The 26,915-nt window shown below is 66.4% G+C and carries 18 protein-coding genes and 2 pseudogenes; 15 read left to right on the top strand and 5 right to left on the bottom strand.

The features are described 5' to 3' along the window. The first annotated feature begins 49 nt into the window (after positions 1-49). Both dnaE and C0541_RS14115 read left to right on the top strand, forming a co-directional pair. A complete protein-coding gene (gene dnaE, locus C0541_RS14110; protein WP_115049253.1) occupies positions 50-3,637 on the top strand; it encodes a DNA polymerase III subunit alpha in 3,588 nt (1,195 codons plus the stop codon). Between the two features lie 183 nt (positions 3,638-3,820). After that, positions 3,821-4,780 (top strand): acetyl-CoA carboxylase carboxyltransferase subunit alpha, encoded by a 960-nt coding sequence (locus C0541_RS14115; protein ID WP_053045248.1) that lies wholly within the window; start codon positions 3,821-3,823, stop codon positions 4,778-4,780. 395 nt (positions 4,781-5,175) lie between these two features. Here the strand turns inward: C0541_RS14115 and C0541_RS14125 are convergent, their stop codons facing one another. Continuing rightward, complete coding sequence (locus tag C0541_RS14125; protein WP_115049257.1) at positions 5,176-5,622, bottom strand: CopD family protein; 447 nt, start codon at positions 5,620-5,622, stop codon at positions 5,176-5,178. Between the two features lie 73 nt (positions 5,623-5,695). Here C0541_RS14125 and C0541_RS14130 point away from each other — a divergent pair, with 73 nt between their 5' ends. The 3 genes from C0541_RS14130 (at position 5,696) to C0541_RS14140 (ending at position 10,224) form a co-directional block, all read left to right on the top strand. Then, positions 5,696-6,298 carry a class I SAM-dependent methyltransferase gene (locus C0541_RS14130; RefSeq protein ID WP_115049259.1) on the top strand — a complete coding sequence of 201 codons (603 nt, stop codon included), beginning with the start codon at positions 5,696-5,698 and terminating at the stop codon, positions 6,296-6,298. 487 nt (positions 6,299-6,785) lie between these two features. Further along, positions 6,786-8,093 (top strand): polyhydroxyalkanoate depolymerase, encoded by a 1,308-nt coding sequence (locus C0541_RS14135; RefSeq protein ID WP_161960072.1) that lies wholly within the window; start codon positions 6,786-6,788, stop codon positions 8,091-8,093. A gap of 568 nt (positions 8,094-8,661) precedes the next feature. Continuing rightward, positions 8,662-10,224, top strand: a complete 1,563-nt coding sequence (locus C0541_RS14140; RefSeq protein WP_161960073.1) for an alginate export family protein — start codon at positions 8,662-8,664, stop codon at positions 10,222-10,224. 254 nt (positions 10,225-10,478) lie between these two features. On the opposite strand, the pseudogene C0541_RS21385 reads toward C0541_RS14140, so the two are convergent. Beyond that, a pseudogene (locus C0541_RS21385) lies at positions 10,479-10,802 on the bottom strand (hypothetical protein); the annotation flags it as partial. A gap of 94 nt (positions 10,803-10,896) precedes the next feature. On the opposite strand from C0541_RS21385, the gene C0541_RS14150 reads away from it, so the two are divergent. Both C0541_RS14150 and C0541_RS14155 read left to right on the top strand, forming a co-directional pair. Then, positions 10,897-11,571, top strand: coding sequence for a DUF502 domain-containing protein (locus tag C0541_RS14150; protein ID WP_115050361.1), 675 nt, complete (start codon positions 10,897-10,899; stop codon positions 11,569-11,571). A gap of 4 nt (positions 11,572-11,575) precedes the next feature. Then, the gene (locus C0541_RS14155; protein WP_115049265.1) at positions 11,576-12,352 is read left to right on the top strand and encodes a queuosine precursor transporter; all 777 of its coding nucleotides are present in this window, start codon (positions 11,576-11,578) and stop codon (positions 12,350-12,352) included. Positions 12,353-12,651: 299 nt separating this feature from the next. Here the strand turns inward: C0541_RS14155 and C0541_RS14165 are convergent, their stop codons facing one another. Beyond that, complete coding sequence (locus C0541_RS14165) at positions 12,652-12,894, bottom strand: helix-turn-helix domain-containing protein (protein ID WP_115049266.1); 243 nt, start codon at positions 12,892-12,894, stop codon at positions 12,652-12,654. 126 nt (positions 12,895-13,020) lie between these two features. Between C0541_RS14165 and C0541_RS14170 the strand changes: the two genes are divergently transcribed. Beyond that, entirely contained in the window at positions 13,021-14,961 is a 1,941-nt protein-coding gene (locus tag C0541_RS14170; protein ID WP_115049268.1) for a DUF885 domain-containing protein, read from the top strand. A gap of 197 nt (positions 14,962-15,158) precedes the next feature. On the opposite strand, the gene mmuM is transcribed toward C0541_RS14170, so the two are convergent. Further along, positions 15,159-16,121: a homocysteine S-methyltransferase gene (gene mmuM, locus C0541_RS14175; protein WP_115049270.1), complete on the bottom strand. Its 963-nt coding sequence runs from the start codon at positions 16,119-16,121 to the stop codon at positions 15,159-15,161. Continuing rightward, positions 16,118-17,515, bottom strand: coding sequence for an S-methylmethionine permease (mmuP, locus tag C0541_RS14180; RefSeq protein ID WP_115049272.1), 1,398 nt, complete (start codon positions 17,513-17,515; stop codon positions 16,118-16,120). Before mmuP ends, mmuM begins: the two co-directional genes overlap by 4 nt. A gap of 513 nt (positions 17,516-18,028) precedes the next feature. Between mmuP and gloA2 the strand changes: the two genes are divergently transcribed. The 7 genes and pseudogenes from gloA2 to rnfB all read left to right on the top strand — a co-directional run bounded on the left by gloA2 (position 18,029) and on the right by rnfB (position 26,574). Next, entirely contained in the window at positions 18,029-18,418 is a 390-nt protein-coding gene (gene gloA2, locus C0541_RS14185; protein WP_115050362.1) for an SMU1112c/YaeR family gloxylase I-like metalloprotein, read from the top strand. Positions 18,419-18,559: 141 nt separating this feature from the next. Next, positions 18,560-18,697: pseudogene (locus tag C0541_RS14190) on the top strand (ABC transporter ATP-binding protein); the annotation flags it as partial. Positions 18,698-18,968: 271 nt separating this feature from the next. Beyond that, entirely contained in the window at positions 18,969-19,418 is a 450-nt protein-coding gene (locus C0541_RS14195) for a DUF2147 domain-containing protein (protein ID WP_115049274.1), read from the top strand. A 463-nt stretch (positions 19,419-19,881) separates the two neighbouring features. After that, on the top strand, positions 19,882-22,983 hold the full coding sequence (locus tag C0541_RS14200) for a TonB-dependent receptor domain-containing protein (RefSeq protein ID WP_115049276.1): 3,102 nt from the start codon (positions 19,882-19,884) through the stop codon (positions 22,981-22,983). A 127-nt stretch (positions 22,984-23,110) separates the two neighbouring features. Continuing rightward, complete coding sequence (metG, locus tag C0541_RS14205; protein ID WP_115049278.1) at positions 23,111-25,198, top strand: methionine--tRNA ligase; 2,088 nt, start codon at positions 23,111-23,113, stop codon at positions 25,196-25,198. A 352-nt stretch (positions 25,199-25,550) separates the two neighbouring features. Beyond that, the gene (locus C0541_RS14210; RefSeq protein ID WP_115049280.1) at positions 25,551-26,141 is read left to right on the top strand and encodes an HAD family hydrolase; all 591 of its coding nucleotides are present in this window, start codon (positions 25,551-25,553) and stop codon (positions 26,139-26,141) included. A gap of 1 nt (position 26,142) precedes the next feature. Further along, on the top strand, positions 26,143-26,574 hold the full coding sequence (gene rnfB / locus C0541_RS14215) for an Rnf electron transport complex subunit RnfB (protein ID WP_115049282.1): 432 nt from the start codon (positions 26,143-26,145) through the stop codon (positions 26,572-26,574). Positions 26,575-26,915: the final 341 nt, after the last annotated feature.

A 26,915-nucleotide genomic window follows, 5' to 3' on the forward strand; every position in this document is an offset into this window, starting at 1 on the left:
CCGACCCGACCACGCTCGCTACCCTGACCCCGCATTATTCCGGTCTCGCATGTCCACTTCCCGCTTCGTCCATCTGCACGTCCACACCGAATTCTCGCTGGCGGATTCCACCATCCGTGTGCCCGAGAAACCGGATCAGGCTGACCCGAAAAAGGCCAAGCAGGCCAACCTGCTGAGCCGCGCGGTCGAACTCGACATGCCCGCGCTGGCGGTCACCGACCTCAACAACCTGTTTGCGCTGGTCAAGTTCTACAAGGCCGCCGAAGGCGTGGGCATCAAGCCGATCGCCGGCGCCGACGTGATGATCGCCACCCCGGACATGACGCCCTGGCGCATGACCCTGCTGTGCCGCGACCGCGAAGGCTACCTGAGCCTGTCGCGCCTGCTGACCCGCGCCTGGATGGAAGGCCACCGCCCCGAGGGCGGCGTGGCGATCCACCCAGAGTGGCTGCAGAGCGGCCATGCCAACCTGTTCGCCCTGGCCGGCCGCGACAGCCTGGCCGGGCGCCTGTTCGGCGAAGGCCGCGCCGACCTGGCAGAGCAGCAGCTGGCCGACTGGCAGCGCGTATTCGGCGACGGCCTGCACCTGGAACTCACCCGCACCGGACGCGAGGGCGAGGAACGCTTCAACCAGTTCGCGCTGCATGCGGCCGGTGTGCGCGGCCTGCCGGTGGTGGCCAGCAACGATGTGCGCTTCCTGTATGCCAGCGACTTCAATGCGCACGAGGCGCGCGTGTGCATTTCCTCCGGCCGCGTGCTCGACGATCCCAAGCGCCCGCGCGAGTACAGCGACCAGCAGTACCTCAAATCCGGCGACGAGATGGCCGCGCTGTTCGCCGATGTCCCCGACGCGATCGACAACACGCTGGCGCTGGCACAGCGCTGCAGCATCGAGATGCGCCTGGGCACCTACTTCCTGCCCGCCTACCCGGTGCCCGAAGACGAGACGCTGGACAGCTGGATCCGCAGCCAGTCGCGCGATGGCCTGGCCGCACGCCTGGAAAAGAATCCGATCGCGCCCGGCAAGACCCGCCAGGACTATGTGGACCGGCTGGAATTCGAGCTGGACACCATCATCAAGATGGGCTTCCCCGGCTACTTCCTGATCGTGGCCGACTTCATCCAGTGGGGCAAGAACCAGGGCATTCCGATCGGCCCGGGCCGCGGTTCCGGTGCCGGCTCGCTGGTGGCCTGGGCGCTGCAGATCACCGATCTGGATCCGCTGCCGTACAACCTGCTGTTCGAGCGCTTCTTGAATCCAGAGCGCGTGTCGATGCCCGACTTCGACATCGACTTCTGCATGGATCGCCGCGACGAGGTGATCGACTACGTGGCGCGCAAGTACGGCCGCGAACGGGTCAGCCAGATCATCACCTACGGCACCATGGCGGCCAAGGCGGTGGTGCGCGACGCCGGGCGCGTGCTCGGTTTCAGCTACGGGCTGGTCGACAGCGTGGCCAAGCTGATCCCCAACATCCTGGGCATCACGCTCAAGGATGCGATGGGCGAAGGCAAGGACTCGGAGATGGCCTCGCCGGACCTGATCCAGCGCTACCAGGTCGAAGACGACGTGCGCGACCTGATGGACCTGGCGCGTCAGCTCGAGGACCTCACCCGCAATGCCGGCAAGCACGCCGGTGGCGTGGTGATCGCACCCGAGCCGCTGTCCGAGTTCTGCCCGCTGTTCGCCGAACACGACGCCGACGGGCGCGGCAAGAACCAGGTCACCCAGTTCGACAAGGACGACGTCGAGGCGGTGGGCCTGGTGAAGTTCGACTTCCTGGGCCTGCGCACGCTGACCATCATCGACTGGGCGGTCAAGGCGATCAATGTGCGCCACGCGCGCGCCGGCATCGACCCGGTCGACATCAGTGCCATTCCGCTCGACGATGCACCCACCTACAAGGGCGTGTTCGCCTCGGGCAATACCGGCGCGGTGTTCCAGTTCGAATCCTCGGGCATGCGCCGCCTGCTCAAGGACGCGCGCCCGGACCGTTTCGAAGACCTGATCGCGCTGGTGTCGCTGTATCGCCCCGGCCCAATGGACCTGATCCCGGACTTCAACGCGCGTAAGCACGGCCAGCAGGAGATCGTCTACCCCGATCCGCGCACCGAAGTCATCCTCAAGGACACCTACGGGATCATGGTGTACCAGGAGCAGGTGATGCAGATGGCGCAGATCGTCGGCGATTATTCGCTGGGCGGCGCCGACCTGCTGCGCCGGGCAATGGGCAAGAAGGTGCCGGCCGAAATGGCCAAGCACCGCGAGATCTTCCGCGAAGGTGCGGCCAAGGGCGGAGTGAGCGCGGCCAAGGCCGACGAAATCTTCGACCTGATGGAGAAGTTCGCCGGCTACGGCTTCAACAAGTCGCACGCGGCCGCCTACGCGCTGGTCAGCTACCAGACCGCATGGCTGAAACGGCATTACCCGGCCGAGTTCATGGCCGCGACGCTGTCCTCGGACATGGACAACACCGACAAGGTGGTGGGCTTCCTCGATGAGGTGCGCAACCTCGGCCTGACCGTCAAGCCGCCGCGCGTCAACGAGTCGGCCTACATGTTCGAAGCTGCCAGCCCGGACACGATCCAGTACGGCCTGGGCGCGATCAAGGGCGTCGGCCAGGGCGCCTGCGAGGCGATCGTCGAAGAACGCCAGCGCGGCGGCCCCTACACCACGCTGCTGGATTTCTGCACGCGCGTGGGCACCGCCAAGCTCAACCGGCGCACGCTGGAAGCGATGATCAATGCCGGCGCAATGGACGGCCTGGGCAAGAACCGCGCCTCGCTGATGCTGCAGCTGCCGGAAGTGGTCAAGGCCACCGAGCAGCTGGCGCGCGAGCGCGCCTCGGGCCAGAACTCGCTGTTCGGCGGGCCGGACCCGAGCGCGCCGGCGCTGCGTCTGGACCTGCCCGAAAGCAAGGAATGGCCGCTGGGCCAGTTGCTCACCGGCGAGCGCGAGACACTGGGCTTCTATCTCAGCGGTCACCCGTTCGACCCGCACCGCGACGAAGTGCGCGAGCTGGTCGGCTGCGACCTGGGAGCGCTGGAGAAGATCCTCGCCTCGCAACAACGCGGAGGCGGTGGTGGCGGCGATGGCGAAAAACGCGCCTGGCGCCCGGAAGTCAGCGCGATCCTGGCCGGCCAGGTGATCGGCGTGCGCCGCAAGGGCGACAGCCAGGTGTTCGTGCAGCTCGAAGACGGCCGTGGCCGGGTCGAATGCAGCGCGTTTTCCGATGCGATGGCCGAGTTCGGCCACCTGCTCACCCGCGACCGCATCCTGATCGTCAAGGGCGGCCTGCGCGAGGACGAGTTCAACGGCGGCTACAGCCTGCGCATCCGCCAATGCTGGGACTACGAGCAGATCTGCGCCGACCACGCGCAACGCCTGTCGCTGCGCCTGGACCTGCGCGAGAAGCAGGCCTGGAAGCGCATCGACGCCCTGCTGGCCAAGCACCGCCCCGGCAAGACCCCCCTGCGCCTGGACCTGCTGCTGCGCACCCCGAGCGGCGGCGTGGCCGGCATGCTCGACCTCAACGGCAGCCACTCGGTGCGCATCGACCAGCAGCTGATGGACAGCCTGCGCGCCGATCCCGCGGTGCGGACCCTGAAGATCAAGTACAGCCCTCCGTGGGCGTGAGGGGCGGGGATTGGGCATTCGGGATTGGGGATTCGCAACGGCGGTCTACTGCCACGTCGAAGCCGCGATAGTGCTCTTGCGAATCCCGAATGCCCAATCCCGGCCATGCCACCGAACGGCTCCGTACGGGCCGACGGCACCGCTTCGGCTACACTCCCCGCCTTACGTTGACGACACCACTGCATGAATCCCAACTACCTCGACTTCGAGCAACCCATCGCCGATCTGGAAGCCAAGATCCAGGAACTGCGCAAGGCCAGCACCGGCCCTGCCGTCAACGTGGACACCGAGGTGCGTGCGCTGCGCGACAAGCTGCGCGTGCGGACCGCACAGATCTTCCGCGACCTGTCGGCCTGGCAGGTCTCGCAGCTGGCGCGCCACCCGCAGCGCCCGTACACGCTGGACTACATCAACACCATCTGCGACGAATTCCAGGAACTGGCCGGCGACCGCGCCTATGCCGACGACAAGGCGATTGTCGGTGGCCTGGGCCGCATCGATGGCCGCGCGGTGGTGATCATCGGCCACCAGAAGGGCCGCGACACCAAGAGCAAGGTCGCCCGCAATTTCGGCATGCCGCGTCCGGAGGGCTACCGCAAGGCGCTGCGGCTGATGAAGCTGGCCGAGCGTTTCCGCCTGCCGCTGCTGACCTTCATCGACACCCCGGGCGCCTACCCCGGCATCGGCGCCGAGGAACGCGGCCAGTCCGAAGCGATCGCGCGCAACCTGCTGGAGATGGCCGAACTGAAAGTGCCGGTGATCTGCACCGTGATCGGCGAAGGCGGCTCCGGCGGCGCGCTGGCGATCGGCGTGGGCGACCGCACCTTGATGCTGGAATACGGCACCTATTCGGTGATCTCGCCCGAAGGCTGCGCCTCGATCCTGTGGAAGGACGCGGCCAAGGCCAAGGACGCCGCCGAGCAGCTCGGCCTGACCGCCAAGCGCCTGAAGGGCCTGGGCCTGGTCGACAAGGTGATCCGCGAACCCACCGGCGGTGCGCATCGCAATCCCGAGCAGATGGGCAAGCGCCTCAAGGCGGTGCTGCTCAACGAGCTGGAAGCGCTGGAAAAGCTGCCGGTCGAGGGCCTGCTGCAGCGGCGTTACGAGCGCCTGCGCAGCTACGGCGCCTACGAAGGCAACTGATCGGCGATACGCCGAGGCGATGGTGCTGCGTGCACCATCGCCAGCGAGCAAGACGATTGGTCATCGAGGGAGGACCTGGTCGCAATCAGCCCTGCCTCTCCTGTCACCGGTCTTGCAGGGCGCCTGCTGCGCGCATGTCGTACTCAGCAGGCGGCCGCTGTACTGGATCTTCATCCTGATCGCGTTCGCGTTCCTGGCGGTGTTGATCCGGGTGTGCGGCCGCAGACGTCGCCGGATCCCGGCTTGTCTCCCATGCGTGTCGGCACTGCGCGCCCAGGGGATGTCCGCCGTCGGCACGCGGTGCCGGCCTGCACCCCCCGGGGTCGCATCACCATCGTCGGCCGCGCATCGACAGCGTCAGGCAAACGCACGCGCTGCCTGTACTTCAACAACGCTCAGAACGGCTTGGCCAGCACCAGCCAGATCACCCCGACCAGCAACACCACCGGCACCTCGTTGAACAGCCGCAGCGCGCGACCGCTTGGCAGGCTGCGGCCCTGATCCACGCCCTTCAACCAGCGTCCGGCCACGATGTAATGGGCCAGGATCAACGCCACCGCGAACAGCTTGGCGTGCATCCAGCCACCGGCCACCATGGTGGGGAAATCCGGAATCACCCGGTAGCCCTGCCACAGCACCGCGCCCAGCAGCAGCGCCAGCCCCAGCATGCCGTGGCCGAACTTGTAGAGGCGGCGCCCCATCAGCACCAGGCGTGTGCGTACCGCAGGCTCGGCGCCGGCTTCGGCGATGTTGACCAGGATGCGTGGCAGGTAGAACACCGCCGCCATCCACGCAGTGACGAACAACAGATGGAAGGTCTTGATCCACAGGTACAGGGTCATGTGCTGGCTTCGCTGGCTGGCGTAGGATGGCCCGCATTTTCACCTATCCGCTCGCGCGAAAGCACATCCGTCCATGCATCAGCCCGACGACAAACAGTACGACGCCCACTATTTCAGCCGCTGGTATCGCGATGCCGGGCTGGCCGACCCTGCACGCCTGCGACGCAAGGTCGCACTGGCGGTAAGCCAGGCCGAGTACTACCTGGAGCGCCCGATCCGCAGCGTGCTGGATATCGGCTGTGGCGAGGCCGCGTGGCGCGCACCGTTGCTGGCGTTGCGGCCCAGGCTCAGCTATCTGGGCTTCGACAGCAGCGCCTATGCCGTGCAGCGCTACGGGCGCAGCCGGCAGATCCACCCTGCCCGCTTCGGCGATTTCGCCTGGTTGCGTCCATGCGCGCCGGTGGATCTGCTGATCTGCTCGGACGTGCTGCATTACGTGCCCACGCGCGAGTTCAACCAGGGCCTGCCGGGGCTGGCCGAGATGTGCGCGGGCGTGGCGTTTCTGGAGACCTTTGCCGAAGAGGATGCCTTCGAAGGCGACCACGATGGTTTTCAGGCGCGGCCGGCGCGCTGGTATCGGCGCCGCTTCGCCAGCGTGGGGTTTGCTGCACTCGGCTCGCACTGCTGGTTGTCGCCGCAGTTGGCCGATGAGGCGGCCGCGCTGGAGCGCGGCTGAGCAGGACGCTGGCCGGTTGAGGCACGCATGGCGAGTGGCTTCGCCGCGCACCCTCACCCCACCCCCTCTCCCGCAGGAGAGGGGCTTTATTCCACTCATCTCCCCGCAGACAGAGGAACGTCATTCCCTTCTCCCGCCGGGAGAAGGTGCCCCGCGGGGGCGGATGAGGGTGCGTGCGAAGCCTGGTGGAGATCGAGCGCTGATGAGGGTTGAGTGCACGGGTCTTTGCCGCGCACCTCACCCATCCCTGCCCTGCAGGAAAGAAGACGCGTCCAGCAGCAGCAGGGTTCTGCGACGAACGCGCGCTTTCGGCTCGCACCGCCATCCGAAGGATCACCAATCGCGGCAAACCAAATCGCGGCCAATCAACGCGCTAACGCCTGCCATAGGTCGTATGACAGCCTCGACCGTCCGCAGCCCCATTAAGGTGCTAATGCGCCAAAGGGGGTATGCTGCGCGGCAGCAAAGAGCCGCACGGATGGGTGGAATGCTTTATCAATTGCACGAGCTGACCCGCAATCTGCTAGCCCCCTGGGTACACCAGGCCCAGGCGAACGCCAAGATGTTTTCCGACCCCGACAGCCTGTGGGCCTCGCTCCCGGGCGCCGAGCGCATGGCGGCCAGCAATGAGCTGTTCCATCGTCTGGGCAAGGAATACGAAAAGCCGGCGTGGGCGCTCGACGATGTCGAGGTCGACGGCCACTCGCTGCCGATCATCGAACGGGAGGTGTTGAGCAAGCCGTTCTGCCGCCTGCTGCGCTTCAAGCGTTTCAGCGACCATGTCGAGCTGATCGGCAAGATGAAGGAGCAGCCGGCCGTGCTGGTGGTGGCGCCGTTGTCCGGCCACCATGCCACCCTGCTGCGCGACACCGTGCGCACCCTGTTGCGCAACCACAAGGTCTATGTGACCGACTGGGTGGACGCGCGCATGGTGCCGCTGGAAGCCGGTGCCTTCCGGCTCGAGGACTACATCAGCTATATCCAGGAGTTCATCCGTCACATCGGCGCCGAGCGCCTGCACGTGGTGAGCGTGTGCCAGCCCACCGTGCCGGTGCTTGCGGCGGTGTCGCTGATGGCCACCGGTGAGGAGCCCACGCCGCGCTCGCTGGTGATGATGGGCGGCCCGATCGATGCGCGCCGCAGCCCGACCCAGGTCAACAACCTGGCCACGGAGAACGGCATCGAGTGGTTCCAGAACAACCTGATCCACACCGTGCCGTTCCCGTATCCGGGTCATGGCCGGCAGGTGTATCCGGGCTTCCTGCAGCATGCCGGCTTCCTGTCGATGAACCCGAATCGGCACGTGATGTCGCACTGGGATTTCTATACCGATCTGGTCAAGGGCGACCTGCAGGACGCGCAGGCGCACCGGCAGTTCTACGACGAGTACAACGCCGTGCTCGACATGCCTGCGGAGTACTACCTGGACACCATTCGCGTGGTGTTCCAGGACTTCCTGCTGCCGCAGGGCAAGTGGAAGGTGGATGGCCAGCTGGTCAAGCCCTCGGCGATCCGCAATACCGCATTGCTCAGCATCGAGGGCGAACTGGACGATATCGCCGGCCTGGGCCAGACCGAAGCGGTGCACGACCTGTGCACCGGGATCGGCGCGGCGCATCGTCGCCACCTGGTGGTGGAAGGTGCCGGTCACTACGGCATCTTCAGCGGCCGCCGCTGGCGCGAAGTGGTGTACCCGCAGGTGCGCGAATTCATTGCCCGCTACGACGCCGACCCGGTCGGCAGCCGCGATCCGGCGACCGTCACCCCGATCCGCAAGCGCGGCAAGCGCGCCTGATCGGCGGAAAAAACGCCCCTTGATCGCTTTCGATCAAGGGGCGTTTTTTTATGGGCAGATTGTTGGTCGGCGAAGACGGAGCACTGCGTGGCCGAGGGCGCGGTGCCCTCGCCGCTTGCGGGACCCGTCATGACGCCGTCCCTGGTGGCTCACCGGCCTGCGCCGGCAAGGCTGGCGACACCGTGCCGGCGTTCGGTTCCTTCTGAAACTTTCGCAGCTAGGCGTCGGGCTCGCTCCTTGACCATCGCCGCCGGGTCGAACCCAACGCTGATGCCAATTTGGGTATAGCGGGTGTATCGGTCGTCTGCCCGGATCGGGAAATCGGGACGAGGGATTTGCCAAGGCAAGCGACCGGGGATTTCAGTAAATCGACGCAAGCGAACTGAAGAAGACCTAGCGCGTTATCGGCAGGCTCGCTCTTGCGAATCCCCAATCCCGACCCCCAATCCCTGCTCATGTGCTTAGAACCATTGGGTTACTCCCTTTGCGGCAGCGCTCCACTACAGTCATTGCCCACTGGGCCGATACCACTCGCTCAGACGACTCACTTTTTTGATAGGGCGACACGATGCGACTAGCACGCTTGGCACAGCCGGCCATGGCTGAAACTTCCTTTGGTGCCACCCGGCGCCTGTGCTTGGCGATCGGGTTGTCTCTGCCGGCACTGGGACTCGCGCAGGCGCAAACCGCGCCGGTCAATGCCGAGCAGACCCAGCCGGAACCGGTAAAGGCGCCGGCGCCCGCAGCTCCCGCCGCTCCCGCGACCGCCAAGGGGTATCCGCTCGAGGCGCAGGGCTGGGGGGCCAAGCAGGGTGGCAACATGTGGCAGGTGCGCTGGGCCGAAGACTGGTCGTATCTGAAGGACCCGTCCAAGCGCAAAGGCCCGTTCGATCCGCTCAAGTACATTCCATTCAATGAATCGGGCGATGTGTATGTCTCGCTCAGCAACGAACTGCGCGTGCGCAGCAATACCATCACCAATCCGGGTTTGATTCCGGGCAGCCATTCGCAGCAGCAATATCTGTTGCGCGCGTTCTTCGGTGCGGACTTTCATGTCGGCGAACACTTCCGTCTGTATACGGAGCTGGCGCACGGCAGCCTGGACGGGCGTAACGAAGGCGCCAAGACCGGCACCCAGGAGAACAACGCGATCCTGCAGCAGGTGTTCTTCGATGTGAAAGGCCGCATCGGCAACGCCGACACCGGCCTGCGCGTCGGCCGCCAGGTGTTCGTCGATGGCCCCACCACCTTGATGGCGCTGCGCGACAACACCGACATTTTCGTGACCTTCAACGGCGCGCGCGCCTGGGCGATCGGCGAAAAGACCCGCGTGGACGTGTTCGATTTCAACTTCAACCTGGATGGCACCGAGGGCCTGGGCGACGATCGCATCGACCGCTCGCGGCACTTCCGCGGCGTGGTCGGCGGCTATCGCCTGCCGACCGCCAAGCCGATGTACCTGGAGCCGTTCTTCTACCAGTTCCGCAACGACAACCAGGTGTGGGGCCGGCAGACCGCCGAGGAAAAGCGCAATTACTACGGGCTGCGCCTGTGGGGCAACGTGGGCAAGCTGCGCACCGATTCGTTCGTGACCGTGCAGCGCGGCAGTTTCGGCGGGCGCGACCTGCGCGCCTACATGGCCAGCACCTCCAACGCCTGGTCGCTGAGCGAATCGGGCTGGAAACCGCGGCTGGGCTTCCATAGCGAAATCGCCTCCGGTGGTGGCGGCACCTCTGGTACCGGCGCGCTGCGCAACAACAACTTCCTGTACGGCAATACGATCTACTTCAGCTGGGCGACGTTCTTCGGTCCGGTCAACCTGGTCACCGCCGCGCCCACGTTCACCTTTTCGCCCACGTCCAAGCTCACCGTGAACCTGGAATGGGAAACCCTGTGGCGGCAGACCACCAGCGATGCGATCTACAACAACCAGGCACGCCCCTACGCACGCACGCAGAGCACCGGCGAGCGCCGCATCGGCACCATGCCGCGCATCAATGCCACCTGGAACATCGACCCGAACTGGTCGGTGACCTTCCGCGCCGAACACCTGATGGCAGGGCCTGCGCTCGAAAAGGCCGGCTACGGCGATTCGACCTTCGTCATGGGCTGGTTGAACTTCCGCTTCTAAACGCCGTTTGTCGGCGCTGCAATCTGCCGACTGGATGTGCGAGCGTTTTGTCTTGACGCGTTACCCGATCACATGCCGCGTCCCGCAAGGGCGCGGCATGTTGGTGTTTCAGCCTTGGCCTGTCTGGTGACCTGCGCGTCTTTCACAGGCTGCACGCATCTGCATTCACCGACTTGTACGCACGATTGTCGCGCTGCTCCGGCGTTCGACCGATGCCGCCACTGGCTGCTTTGCACATGCAAACGCTTGCGCATCCGCAATCGACCTGACCGTGCCAGGCACGAGGTCGGGGCGAGCAACGCCTGGGTGCGTTGGCGATCGCACACGCGCAGCGACATGCGCTCTTCCAAGGACAGGTTGCCATTTTGCGTCAGCACCCTCTCCTGCAGAAGCGAAAACGCCATGCGCGACTGGCCGTGCAAGGCGTTGCACAGCGTGATCTCATCCACCGCCAGCGGCGCACGGGCGGTGGTGCACTGTGCCGGCAACGGGTGCTGGGCTGGCAGTTCGGCCAACATGGCGGCAAACAGATGCGCATTGCCGCGCAACATGGCCGCACCAATCAGGGGCATCGGCAGAACGCAGCAGAGCATCTTTGACGAATCCCCAATGCCCGATCCCGAATCCCCGCCCCGCCTGCACCGGGCACGGCCGAATGCCTACAATGCGCGCATGTCCGAATCCCCCACTCCGCATTCCCGCCCTTCCCTGCAACGGGTCTTCCTGACCGGCTTGCTCACCCTGCTGCCGGTCTGGCTGACCTGGGTGGTGGTCAAGTTCGTGTTCTCGCTGTTGTCGGGCATCAGCAGCCCGTGGGTGGTGCCGCTGTCCGAACGCATCGCCGCCTCGTTCCCCGACTATCTGGGCTGGATCAAGGCGCTGTGGGTGCAGAACACCATCGCGCTGATCGCCACCGTGGGCGTGATCCTGTTCGTCGGCATCCTGAGCCGGCGGGTGATCGGCCAGCGCCTGCTGCGCTGGTTCGAGGCGATCATGCGGCGCATCCCGCTGGCCAGCGTGGTCTACGACAGCGCGCGCAAACTGCTCGACATCCTGCAGACCCAGCCCGGCAGCACCCAGCGCGTGGTGCTGATCGACTTCCCGCATCGCGACATGAAGTCGGTCGGCCTGGTCACGCGGGTGATCAAGGAACAGGGCACCGGCCGTGAGCTGGCGGCGGTGTACGTGCCGACCACGCCCAACCCGACCTCAGGCTATCTGGAGATCGTGCCGGTGGAGCTGCTCACGCCCACCGACTGGAGCGTGGACCAGGCGATGAGTTTCATCATCTCCGGCGGCGCTGTGGCGCCCGACTCGGTTCCCTTCACCCGCACGGCGGATCGCTGACGCAATGACACCGCAGCGTACCCTCGACGATCGCGCGGTCCGCCTGTTCATTGCGCTGGCCGCGTTCTTCTGCGTCAACGCGGCATTGGCCGAGTTCATCGGCGTCAAGATCTTCGCGCTGGAAGACACCCTCGGCATCGCGCCGTTGAACTGGAACCTGTTCGGCCAGACCGGCTCGCTCAGCTTCACCGCCGGCACCTTGTTGTGGCCGGTGGTGTTCATCATGACCGACACCATCAACGAGTTCTTCGGCAGCCGCGGGGTGCGTTTCATCTCGTGGGTGGCGGTGGTGCTGATCGGCTACGGCTTCGTGTTTGCGTTTGCCGCGATCGCGCTGGCGCCGGCAGCGTGGTGGGTCACGGCGGCGCAGGACCAGGGCGTGCCCGACTACCAGGCGGCCTTTGCAGCGGTGTTCGGCCAGGGCCTGTGGACGATCGGCGGCTCGCTGGTGGCGTTCCTGTTCGGCCAGTTGATCGATGTGTCGGTGTTCCATCGCATCCGTCGCGCCACCGGCGAAAAGCACGTGTGGCTACGCGCCACCGGCTCCACGGCGGTGTCGCAGTTGGTGGACAGCTTCGTGGTGATCTACATCGCCTTCGTGCTCGGCCCGCAGCATTGGTCCATCGACCAGTTCCTGGCGGTGAGTACGCTCAACTACGTCTACAAGATGGGCTTTGCGATCGCACTGATCCCGCTGCTGTATCTGGCGCGCCGCGCCATCGGCGCATACCTGGGCGCCGAGCGCGCCGAGCAGCTGCGCGAAGAAGCCGCCGCCGGCTGACAACGCGAAACGCTGCCGGCCGCATCGCTGCCAGACAGCGGTCGGCGCCCGGGGCGGCGTCAGGGGCGGCGTCAGGTCGGCGCATCGGACTTGCGCGCAGCCCGCCTGACGCCCGTTCGCTGCGTTTGCCGACCATGCGACGGCCGCCCATCGAAATTTTGTTCAATCCACGGCCGCGGTCGCCGGCCATGCTGGGGTGCCCCGCTACCCGGCGCAGCGCTGGGCCGGCATCTGCAGGTGCCCAAACAGCCACGGCGCTTGAACCGGGCGTTGGCCGCGCTGCCGGTGCCGAGCGCGGCCTATCTGCTGCTGGAATGGGGCACGCCATCGCGATAACGCCCCGGTGTCACCGCCCAGGCGCGTTTGAAGCTGCGCTGCAGATGCGCCTGGTCGGCGTAACCATGCGCATAGGCGAGCTCGGCAATGCCGCCACCGCGCCGCAAGGCCTCCCGTGCACGCTGGAACCGGCAATCCAGCAGATACGCATGCGGGGTCAGCCCGTGGGCCTGGCAAAAGCCGCGAACCAGCCGCGGCGCCGGCATCCCCGCCAGCGTGCACAGTTCGCGCAGCGGACTTCATGAATTCCAGGCGCCCCCCACGTGCCCGATGGGTGGCCGGAACGGTGCGGATCGGGCAAGCTCCCCGCTCGCTTGTTCCCGGAGCCGGTAATGCCCCTCAGCTTTTCCCGCCTGCTGTCCCTGGCCCTGGCCGCCGTGCTGAGCCTGTCGGTGGCAGCGCCCGCCGATGCGGCCAAGAAGAAAACCGGCAAGGCACAGACCACGCAAACGCGCGCGAAGGCGAGCAAGGGCAAGAAGACCGCCAAGCCGGCAGCCAAGGCATCGAAGACCGCCAAGGGCAGCAAGGCCGCCAAGCCCAGGCCACGTGCGGTGGCCGCCCCGGTGGTGCTGACCAAGGCGCAGCAACTCAACCTGCTCTACGACCAGTACTGGGATGCCTCGCTCAAGCTCAACCCGCTGCAGGCCACCTTCCAGGGCGAGACCCGCTACAACGACCAGCTGCCCAACTTCCTGTCGCCGGCGTTCCGGCAGCAGTCGCACGACTTCACCGTGCTGTGGCTGGGCAAGGCCGAGGCGCTGGGACCGGACGGCCTGAGCGGGCAGGACCTGCTGAGCTACCAGATCTTCGTGCGCGATGCGCGCAGCGCGCTGGCCGCCGAGCAGTTCCCCAGCTGGATGCTGCCGATCAACCAGTTCTACAACATCGCCAGCATCGCGGTGGTGCTGGGCTCGGGCACCGGCGCGCAGCCGTTCAAGACGGTCAAGGACTACGACAACTGGTCGCGGCGTGCGGTGGGCATCCCGGACCTGTTCGACCAGGCGATCACCAACATGCGGGCCGGCATGCAGGCCGGGGTGGTGCAGCCGAAGGTCCTGATGCAGAAGGTGCTGCCGCAGCTGGACGCGATCATCGCGCGCAATGCCGAAGACAGCCTGTTCTGGGGCCCGGTGCGCAACCTGCCGGCAGACATGCCCGAGGCCGACAAGCAGCGCATCACCGCCGAATACAAGCGCCTGATCGAAGTGCGGATCATGCCGGCGTACCGGGCGCTGCGCGGCTTCATCGCCACCGAGTACCTGCCCGCCTGCCGTGACACCGACGGCCTGACCGCGCTGCCCAATGGCGCGGCCTGGTACGCCTACGACGTGCGCCAGAGCACCACCTCCGACCTGACCCCGGAGCAGATCCACCAGATCGGGCTGGACGAGGTGGCGCGGCTGCAGGGCGAGATCGCCGCGCTGGCCAAGCAGGTCAGGTTCCGCGGCAACCTGCCCAAGTTCTACAAGTTCATGCAGACCGACAGGCGCTTCGCGTTCCGCAACGAGACCGAATTGCTGGGCTATTACCGTGGCCTGCAGGGACGCGTACAGGCGGCGGTGCCGCGCCTGTTCAATACCCAGGGCATGCCGCCGCTGGAAGTGCGCGTGGTGGAACCGCAGCGTGCGCAGTCGGCCGCCAGCGGCTCGTACATGCGCCCCAGCGGCGACGGCAGCACGCCGGGCGTGTTCTACGTCAACACCTCCGAGCTGGACACGCGCAGGACCTGGGAGACCGAGAGCCTGTATCTGCACGAAGCCATCCCCGGCCACCACTTCCAGCTCGGGCTGCAGCAGCAGCTGACCGACCTGCCCAAGTTCCGCCGCCTGGGCGGCGAGACCGCCTACATCGAGGGCTGGGGGCTGTACGCCGAATCGCTGGGCCGCGAACTGGGCCTGTACCAAGACCCGTACAACTACTACGGCTACCTGCAGAACGCGTTGTGGCGCTCGATCCGCCTGGTCACCGATACCGGCCTGCACAGCAAGGGCTGGACCCGCACGCAGGCGATCGACTACATGCTCAACAACTCGGCCATGACCCGGACCGAGGCCGAAGCCGAGGTGGACCGCTACATGGCCATCCCCGGCCAGGCACTGGCGTACAAGGTCGGCGAGATGAAGATCGCGCAGCTGCGCGAGCAGGCACAACGCGAACTGGGCCCGCGCTTCGACGTGCGTGCCTTCCACACCGAGGTGCTCAAGGACGGCTCGGTGCCGCTGGATATCCTGCAGGAGAAGATCCAGCGCTGGATCGCCACGCAAAAGGGATGAGGCGAGCTGGCACGGCATCACGGTCGTCAAGCAACCGCAGGTGACGCGCTCCGGACCAGGCGCGTCACCTGTGGGCGTCGCCCGAAGCGCAGGCGACCTGACGGCCGCGCCAGCGTCTGCCAATGACACACACGCGGCTGGCAGGTCCATCCGACGCCCTGCCCTGCGATCAACGCCGCCGCGCTGCCGGCTGCGTTTCAACCCGCCATGCGTGCGGCCGCCAGTGCGGCAATGTCGCGCGGCGTGGTGCGGCAGCAGCCGCCGATCAAGCGCGCACCTGCGGCCAGCCACTGCGCATGCCGATCGGCCAGGGTGCACGCCTGCGCGGCGCCGGCATGCCAGCGTTTGTCGCTGGCGTCGTAGTGTTCGCCTGAATTTGGATACACCACCAGCGGCAGCGCGGTCAGCGCGGACAGGCTTTGCAGCGCGGCGGTGACATCGTCCAGCGCAATGCAGTTGACCCCGACCGCGAGCACCTGCGCGCAGGCATCCAGCGCCGGGATCACCTGCGCCAGCGGCGTGCCATCGCTCAGATGCGCGGCATCGCGCAAGGTGAACGAGAACCACGCAGGCAGTTGCGGGAAGTCCTCCAGCAGCAGGCGCAGCGCGACGATCTCGTTGGCCGACGGCAATGTCTCGCAGGCCAGCACATCCACGCCCGCCGCGGCCAGCGCGGCAATGCGCGGGCGGTGGAAGTCCATCAGTTGCGCCAGCGGCTGGGCGTAGTCGCCGCGATATTCCGAACCATCGGCCAGGTACGCGCCATACGGCCCGACCGAGCCGGCCACCCATAGCGGCGCGTCCTGCGGTTGCGCCTGCAGATGATCGGCACGCGCCTGTGCGGCCAGGGCCACGCTGCGCGCGATCAGCGCCTGCGACTGCGCCAGGTCCAGCCCGCGCGCGGCAAAGCCCAGCGGCGTGGCCTGATAGCTGGCGGTGATGGCGCACTGCGCGCCGGCAGCGAAATAGTCGCGATGCACCTGGTAGATCAGCTCCGGCTGCTCCATCAGCACGCGCGCCGACCACAGCGCATCGTTGAGATCGCAGCCGCGTTGTTCCAGTTCGGTGGCAAGCGCACCGTCGAGCAGCACGTAACCGTCGTGCTGCAGCGCCTGGCTGAAAGGCGCCCCGGCGCGCGGCTGGCGGGGAAGAAGCGTCATGGGTGTGGACTCCTGCTGGCAAGCCATTGGGTGAGTGCATGGGCGCCGTAGCACAGCGCCACGAACGGGATGCCGCACCACAGCGCAATGCGCTGCTGCGGATCGAATGCCAGGCCGATGCAGGCCAGCAGGCAGAGCGCAACGCCCAGGATCGGCGTCCACGGATACCACGGCGCGCGGTAGGCCAGGCTCTCCGGCGCGATGCCGTCGCGCAGCAGTTGGCGCCGGAACACGTAGTGCGAGGCGCAGATGCTCAGCCACACCACCACCACCGCAAAACCGGATACCGCCGAAATCGCCACGAACACGGTATCGGCCGCGTAGACACCGGTGAGCAGCGCCAACAGGCCGCCCAACATGCTCAACAGCAAGGCCGGCAAGGGAATGCCGCGCCGTGTCAGGCGCGCCAGCCGCGCCGGCAGCGTGCCCTCGTTGGCCAGCGACCACAGCATGCGCGCGGCCGCATACAGGCCGGAATTGGCCGCCGACAGGATCGCGGTCAGGATCACCGCGTTCAACAGGTCGGCCGCATACGGGATACCCAGCAGCTCGAACGCGCGCACGAACGGGCTGGTCTCCACGGCCGCCTGTTCGGCCGGCAGCAACGCCGCAAGCACCAGCACGGTGCCGACGAACAACACCCCCAGCCGCACCAGCGTGGTACGGATCGCCAGCGGAATTGCGCGCGCCGGCTGCGCGGTTTCGCCCGCGGCAACGCCGATCAACTCGGTGCCGGAAAAGGCGAAGTTCACCGCCACCATCGTCATCAGGATCGGCAGCGTGCCTTGCGCAAACCAGCCATCGGCGCGCAGGTGGCGCACTCCCGGCGCAGGCGACCCGTCGGCCAACGGCAGCACCCCGATCACCGCCGCACCACCGAGCACGATGAACACCAGGATCGTGATCACCTTGATCAGCGAGAACCAGAATTCGCCTTCGGCAAACCAGCGCGCCGAGACCGTGTTCAGGGCGAAGATCAGCGCGCAGAACAGCAGGCACCACGGCCATGCCTGTGTGTGCGGAAACCAGTACTGCATGCAGAACGCCGCCGCAGTCAGGCTCGAGCCCAGCGCCACGGTCCAGGTCAGCCAGTACAGCCACGCCACCACGTAGCCGGTGGCCGGGCCGAGATAACGCGCGGCATAGACATGAAAGGCGCCGGTCTGCGGCATCGCCACTGCCAGCTCGCCCAGGCATTGCATCACCAGGTACACCACCAGCGCACCGATCAGGTATGCAATCACCGTGCCGAGCGCGCCGGTGCTGGCGATGATGTAGCCGGTATTGAAGAACAGGCCGGTGCCGATGACCCCGCCCAGCGACAACATCACCAGATGGCGCACCTGCATGCTGCGCTGGAACTGCGGTGCGGCGGTCGGCGACGATTCGGGCATGGGTGCGTCTGGCCGGGGGGAAGCTGCATCCTGCCACGTGCAGGCAGACGGGCACAGCCGTGTGCGGGCGAGCCGTGAGCCGTGAGCCATGAGCTTTCGCTGACTGACGTGCCGTGGTCCTCGATGTGCACGCACGCAGCGCTGCGTCACGCGCATTGCATGACTCCCGCCCGATGTCGATCGGCCATCCTGCCAAGGACACGCAGGCGGGCACAGCCGTGCGTGGGCGAGCAGTGAATCAGGGCCTGCGGCCAACTTCCGGGCGGTTATGCTGCCGATTGGTTTCTGCTGGTCCTCTGACATGCCGCACCATGACCTTCCATCTGCGCAAACATCCGCGCACTGCCCGCTTGCTGGGGGATTGCCCACCAATCTGCCACTGCCACAGCACCCTGCGTGCGATGACGCTGCTGCGTCCTGCATCGCGGGCATGCGCCTGCCATCTGCATGCCAGGCGCCGTCGAGCGTGCCGGCACTGCCCGGCTGGTCGACGCCAACGCGTCGGAGCGCGGCATGATGCTCGCCGGCATCCACCATGTGGCCATCATCGCCGGTGACTACGCGGTGTCCAAACGGTTCTACTGCGACATCCTGGGCCTGCGGGTGCTCGATGAGCATTACCGGCAGGCGCGCGATTCCTGGAAGCTGGACCTGGCACTGCCCGATGGCGGCCAGGTCGAGCTGTTCTCGTTTCCCGCCGCACCGCTGCGCCCCAGCCGCCCGGAAGCCCGCGGCCTGCGCCATCTCGCCTTCCGCGTCGAGGATCTGGACGCGGCCGTGGCGCATCTGGCTGCGCACGGCGTGGCCACCGAGGACATCCGCATCGACGAATACACCGGCCGCCGCTTCACCTTCTTCGCCGACCCGGACGACTTGCCGCTGGAGCTGTACGAGGTCGGTTGAGCGCACCGCGGGGTTCGGTCGCATCCGCCGCGCAGTCATGTCGAACAGGCGTCGTCGATCGTCGCCGTGACTTCCGGCGGATGCGGCGATACGGCAACGGCGTGAAGGTCCAACCACCCCAGGACACCGGAACCTTCCAGGCTGCAGATCCGTGCGCTGTCCAAGACCTACGCCAATGGCGTGCATGCGCTGCAAGGCGTCACGCGCGACATCGCTCGCGTCATGTTCGGCTTGCTGGGGCCAAACGGCGCCGGCAAGGCGTCGCTGATGCGCACGCTGACCCGAGTCCATCGGCTTCATCGCCGACTCGCGCGACAGCAACGCCATCGACTAGGTGTTCCACGTCACCGCGCACGAAGTGGCACACCGGTGGTGGGCGCACCAAGCCGCTGACGCTGCCGTAGCAGGTGGCCGGTCGGCTTGCGCGGCCGCCCCCGCCGCCGCAAGGACTGAACGCATTCTGCAGCGCGTCTTTCCGCCACCATACTCCACGGTATACATTCCGGTCAGGCCGCCGACGGCGGCCACAGCAATCCCTGGGAGGGGACATATGCGCAAGACCTTCAAGACCCTGATGCTGGCCCTGCCGCTGGCCGCCGCCTCGCTGCTGGCCCAGGCCGCCGATTCGCCGGTGGGCCGCTGGAAGACCATCGACGACGAGACCGGCAAGCCCAAGTCGGTGGTGCAGATCGAACAGCTCGGCAACGGCACGCTGAGCGGCAAGGTGGTCGACATCCTGCAATCGGACAAGGGCCCGAACCCGGTCTGCGACAAGTGCGATGGCAACCAGAAAGGCAAGCCGATCAAGGGCATGACCATCCTGTGGGGCCTCAAGCCCGACGGCACCGCGGTGTGGAGCGGCGGCTCGGTGCTCGACCCGGCCAAGGGCAAGACCTACAAGGCCAAGGTCACCCTGACCGACGGCGGCAAGAAGCTGCAGATGCGCGGCTATGTCGGTATCGAGGCACTGGGCCGCACCCAGACCTGGATTCGCGAGTAACCGGCCGGCTCAACAGCCGATGGTGGCGTGCAATGCGCCACCATCCATGGTCGCTGTGGGTGAGCCGTAAAGCCACACAGTCCACGGGACAGTGCCACGCGCTGTAACTCCCCACGCCCCTTGTCGTCATTCGCGCGTCCACGGGACCTGCCGGTGCGGTCGGCTGCGCGAGACATCGTGCGATGTACCGGTTGCCAAGGCGACGCCATCCGCGTGGCTCACTCACGTCCGCCCGGCGACCGATGACCTCATCCTCGACGTGTCCTTGCGCAGTCGCCGTGCCAATCCGGGTGGGCCAAGGCGAAGTCAGCGCGCCAAACCCGTAGCAAATGCGACTGGATGCCTTGCAAAAGCGGACACAACAGTGCATGAATTAACGAAGGTTAAACATGCCTTGAAATTCATCCGCCGGTCATGCCCTTGCAGCATGACCGCCGACCGCCAGAGGAGAGAGCGTCAACCCATGAGTGACCGTACACATTGGCCGCGCGCCAGTTCCCTGAGTCTTGCCCTGTTGTCTGCATTGGTGGCCACCACCGCACAGGCGCAGACCAACGCGGCACCCGCCACGCCTGTCCCCGGCCAGGCCAGTGCCAGCGCAGATGCGAAGCAGCTCGATAGCGTCATGGTGACCGGCTCACGCATCGCCCGGGTCGGGTTCGACTCGTTGGAGCCGGCCAACGTCGTCGGCCGCGAGTACATCCAGGGCTTCGGCTTCACCAATGTGGCCGATGCAATGTTCATCCAGCCCAGCTTCGGTGCGGGCGCGACCTCGCAGGGCGATCAAGCCGGTTATGGTGCGGGCGTCAACTTTCTTGGCCGCTTCGGTCTGGGCTCGAATCGTCAACTGACCCTGATCAACGGCCGGCGCTTCGTTTCCTCCAATCCCCCGACCGTCTTCGGCCCCGACGGCGGCGGCACCCAGGTCGATCTCAATGTCGTCCCGACCATCCTGATCGATCAGGTCGAGACCATCGGCGTGGGTGGTGCTCCGACCTATGGCTCGGATGCAATCTCCGGCGTCAGCAACATCCTCCTGAGGAAGAACTACCAGGGTGCCGAGGTCCGCATGGGCTACGGCCTCACCGATCGCGGCGACAACGAGCGCTTCAACTATTCGGCGCTGCTCGGCAGCAACTTTGCCGATGGCCGCGGTAACGTGACCATCGCAGTGGACGCCGACAACAGCCAGGGCGTGCTCAGCACGGCGCGCAGATTCCTTCGCCAGAGCTATGCGTCCCGCCCCAACCCGTCGGCCAGCGCGATCGCGGCATTCCAGCCGGGCCGGACGCCTGGCAACGACGGCCGGGTCAACCCGCAAACCGGATTCAACACCGGCGCAAACGATGGTATTCCCGGGCGCGTCCTGATCCGCAATCGCCGCATCAGCGACATGACCTGGGGTGGCTTGCTGTTTCCCGCCGACGGGAACACCGTGCGCGACGCCAGCGGGCGGCTGCGTGGCTTCGGCGGCAACGAAGACCAGTTCGTGCAGTTCGATCGCAACGGCAACCTGGTGAGCTACAACCCCGGCACCAATTTCGGAGTCAGCGATGCGTCCGGTGGTGACGGCGTCGATCTGACCGAAACCTCCCAGATCATTTCCGACCTGGATCGCAAGTCGGTGTTTGCCCTCGGCAATTACGACTTCAACGAGCATGTCTCCGGTTTTTTCGAAGCCTCGTTCTACAGCTCGACTGCACGCGAACTGGTCGATCAGAACGTCTATAACGCCGCCGGCTTCGGCGTGGGCGCGGTCGACGGGAGTGGCGACCAGAGTGGCACCTTGAACTTCAACATCAGCAACCCGTTCCTCACCGAACAAAACCGGCAGGTGCTGCGTAACCTGGGTGCAGAAGACTTCGTGCTGTCACGCTCTTCGCGCGACCTTGCCTTGAACAACTCGGGCACCGACACCAACCTGTGGCGCGCGGTCTTCGGCCTGCAAGGTGCGTTCGATGCGGCAGGTCGCAACTTCACCTGGGAGGCCAGCGTCAATCACGGCGAAGGCAACTTCGATTACTACGGCACCGGACTGATCCAGCAAAATTTCATCAACGCGCTCAACGTGACCCGTAATGGCGCGGGCCAGATCGTCTGCGACAGCACGGCTGCCGGGACCACGGCCGACCCGGCGTGCGTTCCGTTGAACATCTTCGGCGAAGGCGTGGCCTCTCCGGCTGCGCGCGGTTACGTCAGCACGCCGACGCATGCAGAAGCGCAGATGAAGCAGACGGTATTCAACGCCAACATCACCGGCGCGTTGCTGGACCTGCCAGGCGGCGAACTGCGATTCAACGCCGGCTACGAGCGCCGCAAGGAACAGGGCAGCTTCACGCCCAGCGAGTTCGAGCGCCTGGGTCAGGGGCGCTCTGTTCCGATCCAGCCGGCCTCCGGCGAGTACACCACCAACGAATATTTCGGCGAGATTCTTGCGCCATTGGTCAATCCGGACGCCAACATTCCTGGCCTGCACCGGCTGGATGTGACCGGCAAGATCCGCCGGGTTGAAAATACCGTCAATGGCTGGTTCAGCGCCTACACCTACGGGCTGCAATACGAGCCCGTTGCAGGCGTGCAGTTGCGGGGCAACAAGACCCGCTCGTTCCGCGCACCGTCCATTGCCGAGCTCTACACCAGCCAACAGCCGGCGTACTACTTCATTCCCGAGCCGTGCAGCGCAGCGCAGATCGGTAGTGGTCCCCGCCCGGACGTGCGCGCACGCAATTGCCAGGCATTCTTCGACTACTACAGCAGTGTCGACCCGGCATCGTTCGAAGAGGCGCCCAGCAGCCAGCTTGGATCGGTCAGTGGCAATACACGCCTGCAGAACGAGCAGGCCGAGTCGTGGACGGCCGGCATCGTGCTGCAGCCGGAATGGATCAAGGGCCTGCGCATCGCCGCGGACTGGTATGACATCCAGATCACCAACGCGATCACCACGCTGACCGAAGCCGACATCGCCTCAGGCTGCTTCGACAGCGACACCTTCAATGTCAACGACGTGCCCAATGCCAACAGCTTCTGCAGCCTGATCACGCGAAACCCGCAGACCGGGGTGGCCAACAGTATCCGCACCAGCTACACCAACGGTCCGTACACCAACTTCCGCGGCTGGACTGCCGAGGTGAACTATCGGTTTGACCTGGCCGACATGAACTGGGGGAGCGGCGTGGTGGACCTGGGCTTCTACGGCTACTTCCCCAAGACCCTGGAAAGTGCGCCGGCACCGGATGTTCCGCCCGACGAAGCGGTTGGAGAGATCAACACCTCGAAGCGACAGTTCCAATGGAATGCGCGCTACATGAGCACCCACTGGAACCTGGGCCTGAGCGCCAACTACACCAGCGGCGCGGTGTATGACCTCAATAACACGGTCGAGACACGCGACTTTGCAAGCATCCCCAGTTTTACCTCCTACGACGCCAACATCGGTTATGCGCTCGACAGCCATACCAGCGTCAACCTTGCCGCATTGAACGTGACCGACAAGCTGGCGGCATTCCCGTGGGTCTACGACGGGCTGGGCCGTCGCTACATGCTGACCCTGAATCATCGGTTCTGAGTGACTGCTGGCGACCGGGCTCCGCGCGGGCCCGGTCGCCGGCGCCGGCGCCGGGGCCCTCCCCGGGGCGTGGCGGGCAGCTGGCACAGCCGTGCGATAATCGCGTGTCCCCCGCATCACGCCTGCCATGACCCGCACCGCACTCGTCACCACCGCCCTGCCGTATGCCAACGGCCCGCTGCATCTTGGCCACCTGGTCGGCTACATCCAGGCCGACATCTGGGTGCGCGCGCGCCGCCTGCGCGGCGACAAGACCTGGTTCGTCTGCGCCGACGACACCCATGGCACGCCGATCATGCTCGCGGCCGAGAAGGCCGGGGTGACCCCGGAGGCCTTCATCGCCAGCATCCAGGCCAGCCATGAGCGCGATTTCGCCGCGTTCGGGGTGACCTTCGATCATTACGATTCGACCAATTCGCCGGTCAACCGCGAACTCACCGAGGCCTTCTACACCAGGCTGGAGGCCGCCGGTCACATCAGCCGCCGCTCGGTGGCGCAGTTCTACGATCCGGCCAAGGGCATGTTCCTGCCGGACCGCTACATCAAGGGCATCTGCCCCAACTGCGGCAGCGCCGACCAGTACGGCGACAACTGCGAGGTCTGTGGCGCCACCTACGCACCGACCGAGCTGAAGGAGCCCAGGTCGGTGATTTCCGGCGCCACGCCGGAGTTGCGCGATTCGGAGCATTTCTTCTTCGAAGTGGGCCATTTCGACGGCTTCCTGCGTGAGTGGCTGGCCGGCGATGTGGCCTTGCCCGGCGTCAAGGCCAAGCTCAAGGAATGGCTGGATGCCGAGGGCGGCCTGCGCGCCTGGGACATCTCGCGCGATGCGCCGTATTTCGGCTTCCAGATTCCCGGCCAGCCGGGCAAGTATTTCTACGTGTGGCTGGATGCGCCGATCGGCTACCTGTGCAGCTTCAAGACGCTGTGCGCGCAGATGGGCGAGGAGTTCCAAGCGCATCTGGTCGCCGGCACGCAGACCGAGCTGCATCACTTCATCGGCAAGGACATCGTCAATTTCCACGGCCTGTTCTGGCCGGCGGTGCTGCACGGCACCGGCCATCGCGCGCCGACCCGGCTGCACGTCAACGGCTACCTCACCGTGGACGGCGCCAAGATGTCCAAGTCGCGCGGCACCTTCGTGATGGCGCGGACCTTCCTGGACGTGGGCCTGGAGCCGGAGGCGCTGCGCTACTACTTCGCGGCCAAGTCCTCCGGCGGCGTGGACGACCTGGACCTCAACCTGGGCGATTTCATCGCGCGGGTGAATGCGGATCTGGTCGGCAAGTTCGTCAACCTGGCCAGCCGCTGCGCCGGCTTCATCGGCAAGCGCTTCGACGGCAAGCTGGCCGACGCCCTGCCCGACCCGGCGCAGTACGACCGCTTCGTTGCCGCACTGGCGCCGATCCGCGAGGCCTACGAGCGCAACGATGCGGCCAGCGCGATCCGCCAGACCATGGCACTGGCCGACGAGGCCAACAAGTACATCGACGACACCAAGCCGTGGGTGATCGCCAAGCAGGACGGCGCCGATGCACAGCTGCAATCGGTATGCACGCAGGGCCTGAACCTGTTCCGGATCCTGGTGGCCGCACTCAAGCCGATCCTGCCACGCACCTGTGCCGAGGCCGAAGCCTTCCTGTCGGCACCGATGACCAGTTGGGATGACGTCGCCCGCCCGCTGACCGCGCACGTGATCCAGCCCTACACCGCCCTGTTCACCCGTATCGACCCCAAACTGATCGACGCCATGACCGACGCTTCAAAAGACACCATGGCCGCACCTGCGGCACCCGCTGCGACCACTGCCAAGCCGGCCCCGTCCAAAGCCGAGACGAAGCCGGCGGCCGCTGCCAATCCCCCGTCCCCAATCCCCACTCCCGGCCTCATCGGCATCGACGATTTCGCCAGGCTCGACCTGCGCATCGGCAAGGTGCTGGTGTGCGAATTCGTGGAAGGCTCGGACAAGCTGCTGCGCTTCGAACTGGACGCCGGCGAGCTGGGCAAGCGCCAGATCTTCTCGGGCATCCGCGCCAGCTATGGCGAACCGGCAACGCTGGTCGGCCGCAGCGTGGTGTTCATCGCCAACCTGGCCCCGCGCAAGATGCGCTTCGGCATCAGCGAAGGCATGATCCTGTCGGCCGGCTTCGACGGCGGCGCGCTGGCACTGCTGGATGCCGATACGGGTGCGCAGCCGGGCATGCCTGTTCGGTGAAGCGGGATTGGGGAATCGGGAATCGGGAATCGGGAATCGGGAATCGGGAATCGTAAAAGCCTGACCTGATTGTTGAGTGAGACCTGGCCTCAGTGCTCCGCCCGTACCCTCATCCGCCCCTGTGGGGCACCTTCTCCCACTGCGAGAAGGGAAGATTTCAGAGCCCCTCTCCCACCGGGAGAGGGGTAGGGGTGAGGGTACGGGCGACGCCCTGGTGCCGTTCCAACCGCGTGTGACTTCGCCCGTACCCTCATCCGCCCCTGCGGGGCACCTTCTCCCGGTGGGAGAAGGGAAAAGCAGACGCCGCGCCTTTAACCAATCCCCACTCCCGACTTCCCGCTCCCCGCCCCTCATGCACCTGGCCCTGTTCGACTTCGACCACACCATCACCACCTGCGATAGCTATGCGCGCTTTCTGCGCAAGGTGGCCACGCCTGCGCAGCTGGCGGCGGCGAAGTGGCAGGTCGGTCCTTGGCTGCTGGGGTATCGGTTGGGCATGGTGTCGGCGGCGGCGCTGCGCGCGCGGGTCACCCGCATCGTGTTCAGTGGTCGCTCGCTGGATGAGATGGCCGCGCACGGCGCCGATTTCGCACGCACCGCATTGCCGGGCGTGCTGCGTGCCGAGGTGATGCGACGCATCGACTGGCACCAGGCGCAGGGACATGAAGTGGTGCTGGTGTCGGCCTCGCTGGACCTGTACCTGCAGCCGTGGTGCGCGCAGCATGACCTGTCGTTGCTCTGCAATCGGCTGGAACACCACGCCGGCGTGTTGAGCGGGCGCTATGCAGACAGCGACTGCGGCCCGCACAAGGCCGCACGGATCCGCCTGCGCTACGACCTGTCGCAGTACGAATGCGTGCATGCCTACGGCGACAGCCGCGAAGACAAGCAGATGCTGGCGCTGGCACAGCAGCGCTGGTATCGCGGCAAGCTGCTGCACTGACATGCACACCGCAACGCCCGCTGCATCGCCCGACCTGGTCGAACGCCTCGACCGCCTGCTGCCGCAGACCCAGTGCGGCCAGTGCGGTTACGACGGCTGTCGCCCGTATGCGCAAGCGATGGCGAGCGGCCAGGCCGATGTCGATCATTGCCCGCCCGGCGGCGACGCCGGAGCACGCGCGCTGGCACACGTACTGCAACGTCCGGCCCGCCCGTACGATCGCAGCCGTGGCAGCCACACGCCGCCGCAGGTGGCCTGGATCGTGGAGGCCGACTGCATCGGCTGCACCAAATGCATCCAGGCCTGCCCGGTGGACGCCATCGTCGGCGGCGCCAGGCACATGCATACGGTGATCGCCGCGCTGTGCACCGGTTGCGAGCTGTGCCTGCCGGCCTGCCCGGTGGACTGCATCGCGCTGCACCCAGGCAGCTAGACGGCTGGCCGGGCGCCAGGCGCGCTACGCCCGGAACCGGCCGTGCCCCATGCACGACGCTGTCTGCACGCCAACCGTGCGCGCTCGCCGCTTGCGTACTCGCGGCCAGCCCCCCCCGACCCGGCAGGCCTCGCCTCCCACACCCTGCGCCTGCGCACCCGGCCGCGCCCTCGCACCGACTGCGCGCCCGCGACCGGTGCGGCGTCGGCGGTTGCATGCCCACACCCTGCGCCCCCGGCCTCGGCGGCGCCGAGCTCCCGGTCGCAGTGGCGCTGGCCTCCAGTTCCTACCTCCGGTCAGGAACGTCCTGACGCGTCCGGCGCATCCGTGCTGCGGATGCG

The organism is Xanthomonas arboricola (genome assembly GCF_003353015.1).
In the GTDB taxonomy this organism is placed as follows: Bacteria; Pseudomonadota; Gammaproteobacteria; order Xanthomonadales; family Xanthomonadaceae; genus Xanthomonas; species Xanthomonas arboricola_E.